The sequence below is a fragment of the Halochromatium sp. genome (assembly GCF_046541315.1).
Lineage (GTDB): Bacteria > Pseudomonadota > Gammaproteobacteria > Chromatiales > Chromatiaceae > Lamprobacter.
Window position 1 is genome coordinate 1 of record NZ_JBKHDN010000134.1, and the last position, 7798, is coordinate 7798.

Below are 7798 nucleotides of genomic sequence, written 5' to 3' on the forward strand. Positions count from 1 at the left end.
TTTGCATCAGTTCAGCGTGGCGCATATTGATCTCCTAAACGGTTGTATGAATCAGGTAGGTGCGGGCGATCTTGCTGAGAGGCTGTTTGGAAACTAAAGCCTTGATTTTTATGACATCATCTCCATGATATTCGGCGAGAAGCGGTTCACTCGCCAGTTCATTGGGGGTCTTGCAATGAATCCAGAGCGGCATCCAACGCGCAAGGGCTATGATAGCGACGTCACCGATGCGGAATGGGACATCATCGGTCCACTCCTCACTGAGACCCAGGCGACGACCAAGGGTCGCCCGGTTGAACATGATCTTCGCGCCGTGCTCAATGCCATTTTCTACGTCAACAAGACGGGCTGCCAGTGGCGATCGCTGCCGAAGGATTTCCCGCCCCACTCGGTGGTGTTCTACCACGACACCAAGTGGCGCAAGGACGGCACCTTGGAGATCATTCACGACGTGTTGCGGCAGCTTGCACGCAAACGCGCCGGGCGTAACCCGCAACCATCAGGGGCGATCATCGATAGTCAAAGCGTCAAAGGCACCCCGGAATCACGCGTCGAATCCGGGTTCGACGGCGGCAAGCTGATCCAGGGTCGCAAGCGCCACATTGTCGTCGATACAATGGGTTATCTGATCATCGCGGTCGTGCACTCGGCGGGGATCAACGATGGCAAAGCCGCCCCCGAGGTGCTGGAGAAGCTGTTTCAAGCCGCCGACACCATCCGGAAGATCTGGGCCGACAGCGCCTACATTGGCCGAGAGCTCCACGACTGGGTACTTGCCCAGTTCCAGTGCGTCCTCGAGGTCGTGAAAAAGCAACAAGGAGCAAAGGGCTTTCATGTCCTCCCCCGTCGATGGGTGGTCGAACGCAGTTTCGCTTGGTTCTCTCGCGCACGCCGTTTGAGCAAAGACTACGAGCGTGATCCGAATTCGAGTCAAGCACAAATCTATATCGCGTCAATCCGGCTTCTACTGCGCGACCTCTGCGACAATCAGATTGCTTATGCAACGTGATTGATATGAAACCCATTCCTTCCGGCTTTCTAAACAGCCTCTTATCGCGCTCGGCGTTGGCGCGAATGATTTGAGCGACGATCTCGCGGCTCTTGTTCCGCAGCTCCGTGCCGAGCGTGTACTTGTGGTAGCGCGAGAAGCCGGCGACCACCTTCTCGAAGTGCACGGCCACATCCATGGCCTGCTTGTAGATCGGCAGATGCTCGTATCTCGCCATGAGGCTCACGCATAAACATCACTCGCGCGGCGCGCGAGCAGGGGGGAAGTCTCCCCCTGACCCCCTCGAAAGGGCTGAATGATACAAATCATCAAATCACTGAAGTCGCCGCCCCCTGCGACCGACCGCTCCCAGCCCGAGCAAGCCCAGCGCCATCAGCAAAGCCGTGCCAGGCAGCGGGACGGCGGCGACTTGTCCGGGGCGAACCGCCCAGCCATAGCCCTGGATGAACTTAACCTCGTAGTCCTGGTAGCCAAGGTCGGTGTGGAAGAGCCACGCGCGGTCCGGATCCGGCGCGCCCTCCGTACCGGACCAGTACGCCCAGTCCTGCATGTTCCTGAAGACACTTGTCAGCGCCGCGCTGTCGTTAATGGAGTCGTTCTGACTCAGCCCACCCTCGGTGTAGAAGAGATGCCCCAGCTCGCTGGTGCTGACATTGTAACCCATCGTCGGACCGCTGCCATCGTTGTTCAGCGCCGACCACAGCCGCCAGTCGTTGGCGCCGCCGTAGTTGGCGGCGTTCATGGCTTCGATCCACGCCAACGATGTGTCCCAGCTCATGCGACCGTCGGCGGTGATGCCGCTCACACCAAAAGTCTCCGTTGCCGCCAGATTGGCGTCTGCCGTCCAGGTCAACCCCTGTCCGTCCAGCACCAGATCAACCCCAGCCGAGCTGTAGGTGATCAGCCCCGCCTGAGCCACGCTGCCCATCAGCAACAGCCCCCGCTGCCGCCATACCTTGCCATTGCCATGTCTTCTCCATCATCGCTTGCGTCCCCGTGTTTTGTGCTTGGGTTAAAAAAGGAAAAGGCTTTCGCCAGCTAGCGAAAAAGCTCCAAGCAAAAATCAAACCAAGTTAAAAAACCACTCTTTTTTTAACACCTTTCACAAAGCCGTAGGCGCCAACAGCGCAATGGGCACGCAAACTGTAAAGATTTCCGATACCCGTCGAACCCATGACGCCCTCACTGTAAAAAAACTATGGCGGCAAATCGAGCTTGAGCAGGCGCTCCTCAAGCGTAGCCAGATGCGGTGCAAGCGCTGAAGCGGTTTTGGCAGGCCCCCCTTTTTTGCTCGGCACGCTGCAAGCTGGCATCGATCTGCTCCAGGCGTTCGTGCAAGCGCAAGCCGCCGGGCTCCAAGGGGGCTTGGCCCTCATCACTGAGTGCGCCGCGCACGGCGGCACAGTACCCTTGCACCACCTGCGCTTGCTCATCCTCGCGCTCACCGATGGCGCGCTCAAGCGGACGAATCCCGCGCACGCGTTTCTTCAGCTCCTTCTTGGCATGACGATCGGCCTCCCAGGCGGGACCAACCGCTTGCTTCCAATAGTGAAACTGACAAAGCTGATGGGGCACGCCGGGAAACGCCTCGGCCACCGCCTTGCCGATGCTTTGCTGCCCGTCGCTGATCACACCGACGACCGGAACCTCGAGTCCGGCAACGGCTTCACGCAGCAGCACGACCAGGTCCGCTTGCCGCGAAGACAGCAGGCTGCGCGCGAGCAGGACCTCACCCGAGAGCACCTCGCGGATGACCCACAGCACCTCTTGGCCCACATCCGGCTGCAGGCCGTCGATGGCGAGGATCAGTCGTCCCTAGGCTGCGAGCCGCGCGCAACGCTCGGGGCTGTCGCGCACCGACAACGACACCAACTCGTCATCGCGCTCCAGCAGAGACTGCACGTTGCGCTGACTGATACGCACTGCGCGTTGCGTCAGGGCGGCGTGGATCTGTTTCGCCGTCGCTTGTTCGCGATAGCGCTGCCGACCAATGAACGCGAGCACATCCAAGCCGTATTCATAGCGGGGCAGTACAAGATGGCCTTCTTCCAAGGGGTGTGTCGGGCGCGGAATTGCCGTGCGGGTTGATGTGGCTGTTAGCCCCAATATGATTATTGCTTACACCCTTTCGATTCCATTGCTTTTCTAACCGCTTCCTGCGTTACGCTGGCGTGTCCACCATGCTGAGACCTAACTGAAAACGTTTCCTGCCAAGCGCCTCGCTAGCCACACCCCGGAAGATGTGACGAGCTATCTGGAACGCAGGACGCTGCCGAATTGGCGGTGCCGCTGGGGCTGGAACGTGGCGAGGTTTGCACGATTATTGAGTGAGCTTGAGGGCACGCAGCATCTCATGGCATCGTTGCTGTACGGCTTAAGGATGCGGCTGATGGAATGCGTACGGCTGCGGGTCCAGGAGGTCGATTGGGTTCATGAGGCGAGAAGTGCGATCGGTAGACCCTCTGGCGTGGCGGAATGCTCCCGTCCCGCAAGCGGTGAGGTCGAATTCCTGGAAAGCGGCGCCATCTGTTTCGTCCCATGGGCCTAATTTTCTAGGAACAGGAACCATCATGAATCGAACCATGCTCGTCGCCAGCGCGACCCTCGTGGGTTGTGCGCTGGCGCTACCGCTGCTCGTGGAAACCTCGAACGCTGATCCAGCCGGGAGCGCGGCCGATCCCGCAGCTGAAACACCCACCGAAACTCCCGTCGAGATCGCCCGGCGCGAATATGAGGAGGTGCTGAGGCAGACGCCCGATGTCGAGCGCGGTCGTGAGGTCTATCTCACCTGCGCCGTGTGCCATCTGCCCGAAGGCTGGGGCAGTGCCGATGGGCGCTATCCGCAGATCGCGGGCCAGCTGCGCACGGTGATCATCAAGCAGCTCGCCGATTTTCGCGCCGGCAATCGCGAGAATCCGCTGATGTATCCGTTCTCGGTGCCGGGCATCCTGGGCGGACCGCAGGAGATCGCCGATGTCGCCGCCTATGTCTCGCAATTGCCGATGACGGCCGACAACGGGCTCGGGCCGGGCACCGATCTAGAGGCGGGCGAGGCGCTCTATATCGAGCACTGCGCCGATTGCCACGGGGCGGCCGGCGAGGGCGACGAGGCCGAGCATATTCCCATGATCGCCGGGCAACATTTCGTGTACCTGATGCGCCAGTTCGATGCCATTCGCAACGGTGAACGCAAGAACGCGGACGCGGGGATGATCGATGCGATCCAAGAACTCGCGCCAGCCGAGCAAGAGGCGGTGCTGGACTATACGGCCCGGTTGCGCCCGGCCGCCGAGAAGTTGGCGCAGGAGGGCTGGCTGAACCCGGATTTCCCGCATTATCTGCGCGATGCGATGGGGTTGCGAGCACGCCCGCCGGCGGTTCAATGGAAGGAGCAGGCGCCGGCCTCCCGGTCGCGCCCGGAGTCGCGTTCCGGGTCGTCTCCGGAGTCGCCTTCAGCCGCGCCTTGAGTCGCCACCAACCTTGCGACTGGCCTAAACCCGGGGCTCGTCGCCCTCGGCGTCGGCCACCTGATAGCGGTTACGGCCGGCGCGCTTGGCCTCGTAGAGCGCCAGGTCGGCGCGGTGGATGAGGCTGTCGATGTCTTCCTTTGCTCCGCGCTGGGCAATGCCCAGGCTGGCGGTGACCCGCAGCGGCTGATCGCGACCGATCTCGAACGCATGGGCTGCGATCACCGCGTTCAGGCGTTTGGCCAGCTCGACCGCGCCCGCGAGCGGCTGTCCGATCACCAGCACCAAGAACTCCTCGCCGCCAAAGCGAACCGGCACATCGACGCCGCGACATTGCGCCTGGATCAGCTCGGCGACTTGCTGGAGCACGCGATCGCCGGCGCCGTGTCCATGGGTATCGTTGATCTGCTTGAAATAATCGAGGTCGATCAGCAGGGCCGAGACGGACGGCGCCATCTCGCGCTCCTGGAGCGCGAGGTGGCGGCTCATCACGTCCTGCATGTAGAAGCGCGTGAAGAGCTTGGTCAGCGGATCGCGGATCGACCGTTGATAGGCGCGTTCGCGCTCGAGATCGATCGAGCGGTAGATCACCTCGCGTTCGAGCGCGATCTTCAGCGGTTCGATCATCTGCGCGATCAGTTGCGCCGTGCTGGAGGTGATCAGCGGGCGGGTGTCGAAGATGAGGATCGCCATCGCCTCGACCCGCTCGCTCTGGTTCGCGGTCAACGGAACGGCGATCGAGGCCCCGTCGTCGCGCTCCGGTTGCAGGCAGAATCCCTCCGCGTAAAGCCGGTGATTGGCCAGTGCCGGCTCTTCGGTATGCGCGCGATACCATTCGCTGAGGTCTTGGCCGATGAAGCGGCACGCATTGGGCAGCGAGGGCTCGACAAGACCGACGAAGCGCGCCTTGGCCTTGAGCGACAGGATCTGCTCATCCGGCAGGGCGGCGTAGTAGTCGATGTGGCTCACCGGCAGGCTGCGCTGGATGACCTCGAGCAAGCGCGTGGCGATGTCGCGAAAATCGCGATAGAGCAGCATGGTCTCGGTGATGTCGCGCAGCGTGCGATTGAGCTGCGAGAGGCGCTGGATATCGGTGTCGCCCTGGCCGAGCAGATAGAGGCCGCAGTCGAGGTGCCTGAGTTTGTCGATGATGAAGCCGACCAGCGGTTGCGGAATGATCGAGCCGTGCTGCGCGGCGATCATCTCCACCGGATATTGCTCGATCTGGTTCAGCGCATAGTCGAGGATGTCGCTGCTCGGCATGTAGTGCTCATGGAAGGGGCGCACCGCATCGAAGTGCGATTCGTCGCGCGCGATCAGCTGCGGCTGTTCGGTGAAGCCGCCGAACAGGTCGCTGGAGAAGAGCACCCCGCTGGCGCGGTCGAAACTGCAGAAGGCGCCCGGAAAGTGGGCATAGGGCGTGAAGATGAACTCGAGCGCGCGGTCTTCGAGTTCGAGCCGCCACTCGTGCTCGTCGACGAGCCAGAACGGCAGTTCGAGCCCATAGTGCTTGAGCAGCGCCTTGGCGCGCCAATGGGTGACCACGGCCGCATCGCGGCGCGTGTTCAGCCGGTCGATCATCGGCAGGGCGGCGGCGATGTCCGGATCCTGATGATGGCAGACGAACCAGCGGATCGCGCTCAGCGGCATCACCTCCTCGATCTTGCGCAAGGTATGGGCAAAGGTGAGGCGCGAGCCGGGGTCGAACAGGACCGATTGCTCGCCCTGCTCAAGCAGGTAGACATGGCACTGGAAATGATCGTTGGGGATCACATGGCCGACCCACCAGACGCGATCGGCGATCTCGATGGCATGGTGGGTGTCGGCGTGGCAGAGGGCTTCAAGGCTGGTTGGCATCGGTGACAGGGTCCGTCAAGAGCGGCATTCGCTGCCGGGCGAAGAAAGAGGCTCCAACGGCCGGGGCGGATCGGGCGTGGGCGGCTCGAGCACACTGCTCATTAGGGCCAGTTAGCGGATAAGACTGCTCCAAAGCGGGCTCATGTTGCAACTGGATGGCAGGCGCATCGTCTCGGGACCCCGCTGGCGCGGTGACTGTGATCTGATCGGCAGACATCCGGGCGTCGCTCGTGGATAATAAGAATGCGTTGGGGCATCAGCGGTGCATCCCGTCTCCCAACCAGGCCCGCTCGACGGGTATCATCGATTCAACGCCAGAGTGAGTCCACAGAACCCATGTCACTGAAGCGCCGCGGCCGACAACCCGATCTCTTCAAGGTTCTCGTGGTCGCGTTGGCGGTTGGTATGACCCTAACGCTTGGCTACCAGATCAATCTCTATCATCTGGATCGGGCTCAGCCGATGGCCGAGCGCGCGCCCACGCCGCCGATCATCGATGGCTGATCCGCTCAAGGTCGGGGTCGTCGGCGTCGGTTACCTCGGCCGCTTCCATGCCCTGATCTACGCGCGCCTCGCCGGCGTCGAACTGGTCGGGGTTTGCGACAGCTGCGCCGAGCGCGCCGCGAGCGTGGCCAAGGAGGCCGGGTGCGCGGCCTGGAATGATCCCTTGGCGCTGATCGGCCAGGTCGATGCGGTCAGCATCGCGGTGCCGACCAGCGCGCATCGCGAGGTCGCCTGCGCCTATCTCGAACACGGCATCCATGTCCTGCTCGAAAAGCCGCTCGCCGTGGACGCGCGCGAGGGCGCCGAGATCGTCAGCGCCGCCGAGCGCCAGGGCGCGATCCTGCAGGTCGGTCATCTGGAGCGCTTCAATGCCGGGGTCATGGCGCTGGCGGCGCGCATCGAGGCCCCGCGCTACATCGAGGCCCAGCGCATGGGCGGTTTTGTCGAGCGCGCGACCGACGTCGACGTGGTTGCGGATCTGATGATCCATGACATCGACATCATCCTCGCCCTGGTCGGGGCCGATCTGGTCGATGTGCGGGCGGTGGGCACGCCGGTGCTGACGGCGCGCATCGATATCGCCAGCGCGCGCTTGCAGTTCAGTAACGGCACGGTCGCGAATACCGTCGCCAGTCGCGTCTCGGACAAGAAGACGCGGCGCATCCGGGTGTTCCAGCCGCAAGGTTATCTTTCGCTCGATTTCATCGGCCAAACCTTGGATAGCGCGGTTCCCGAACAGCGTGAAGCCGGCCAGCGTCCCGAGATCCAGCGCTCGCGCGTCCTGGTGGAGCCGGTGCAGCCGCTCGATCGGGAGATCGAGGCCTTTGTCCGGTGCGTGCGCCAGCGCGAGCGGCCACTGGTCGATGGCCAGACCGGACTGCGCGCGTTGGAGGTCGCCCTGCAGATCCAGGCGAGCATTGCCGAGCAACAGGCCGCGATGACGCCCGCCGCCGATGCCAGC

At 62.6% G+C, this 7798-nt stretch carries 6 protein-coding genes and 1 pseudogene; 4 read left to right on the forward strand and 3 right to left on the reverse strand.

The window, feature by feature from the left end:
* Positions 1–124 precede the first annotated feature (124 nt).
* Positions 125–1009, forward strand: a complete 885-nt coding sequence (locus tag ACLFQI_RS09610; protein ID WP_410758848.1) for an IS5 family transposase — start codon at positions 125–127, stop codon at positions 1007–1009.
* A 313-nt stretch (positions 1010–1322) separates the two neighbouring features.
* Here ACLFQI_RS09610 and ACLFQI_RS09615 read toward each other — a convergent pair whose 3' ends face one another.
* Both ACLFQI_RS09615 and ACLFQI_RS09620 read right to left on the reverse strand, forming a co-directional pair.
* Positions 1323–1943 (reverse strand): DUF1566 domain-containing protein, encoded by a 621-nt coding sequence (locus tag ACLFQI_RS09615; protein ID WP_410758850.1) that lies wholly within the window; start codon positions 1941–1943, stop codon positions 1323–1325.
* Positions 1944–2261: 318 nt separating this feature from the next.
* Positions 2262–3076: pseudogene (locus ACLFQI_RS09620) on the reverse strand (ISNCY family transposase); the annotation flags it as partial.
* Positions 3077–3579: 503 nt separating this feature from the next.
* Between ACLFQI_RS09620 and ACLFQI_RS09625 the strand changes: the two are divergent.
* Positions 3580–4476, forward strand: coding sequence for a c-type cytochrome (locus ACLFQI_RS09625; RefSeq protein WP_410758852.1), 897 nt, complete (start codon positions 3580–3582; stop codon positions 4474–4476).
* A gap of 24 nt (positions 4477–4500) precedes the next feature.
* Here the strand turns inward: ACLFQI_RS09625 and ACLFQI_RS09630 are convergent, their stop codons facing one another.
* A complete protein-coding gene (locus ACLFQI_RS09630; protein WP_410758854.1) occupies positions 4501–6333 on the reverse strand; it encodes a diguanylate cyclase in 1833 nt (610 codons plus the stop codon).
* A gap of 336 nt (positions 6334–6669) precedes the next feature.
* Between ACLFQI_RS09630 and ACLFQI_RS09635 the strand changes: the two genes are divergently transcribed.
* Entirely contained in the window at positions 6670–6837 is a 168-nt protein-coding gene (locus tag ACLFQI_RS09635; RefSeq protein WP_410758856.1) for a hypothetical protein, read from the forward strand.
* On the forward strand, positions 6830–7798 hold a 969-nt coding region (locus tag ACLFQI_RS09640), incomplete at its 3' end, for a Gfo/Idh/MocA family oxidoreductase (protein WP_410758858.1). The genes ACLFQI_RS09635 and ACLFQI_RS09640, both read left to right, overlap by 8 nt.